A 220-nucleotide genomic window follows, 5' to 3' on the forward strand; every position below is an offset into this window, starting at 1 on the left:
CGGTGGCCGAGGTGGCCCGAGGGCGCACCAGTCTCGCGGAGGTCGCGACGGCGGTCGCCGACGGCGCCCGCGCCGCGCTGGACCGCACCCCCGAGCAGCTGGCCGCGCTGCGGGATGCCGGGGTGGTCGACGCCGGCGGCGCCGGGCTCTGCCTGGTCCTGGACGCGCTGGTCACCACCGTGACCGGGGTGGAGCCCGCCCGGCCGCCGCTGGCCCGCCG

Annotated in this window: 1 protein-coding gene; it reads left to right on the forward strand. The window is 81.8% G+C overall.

Annotation, left to right across the window (positions count from 1 at the left end; translation table 11 throughout):
* On the forward strand, positions 1-220 hold a 220-nt coding region (locus A6V29_RS09525), incomplete at both ends, for a DAK2 domain-containing protein (RefSeq protein ID WP_137160071.1).

The sequence above is a fragment of the Blastococcus sp. CCUG 61487 genome (genome assembly GCF_005222955.1).
Lineage (GTDB): Bacteria > Actinomycetota > Actinomycetes > Mycobacteriales > Geodermatophilaceae > Blastococcus.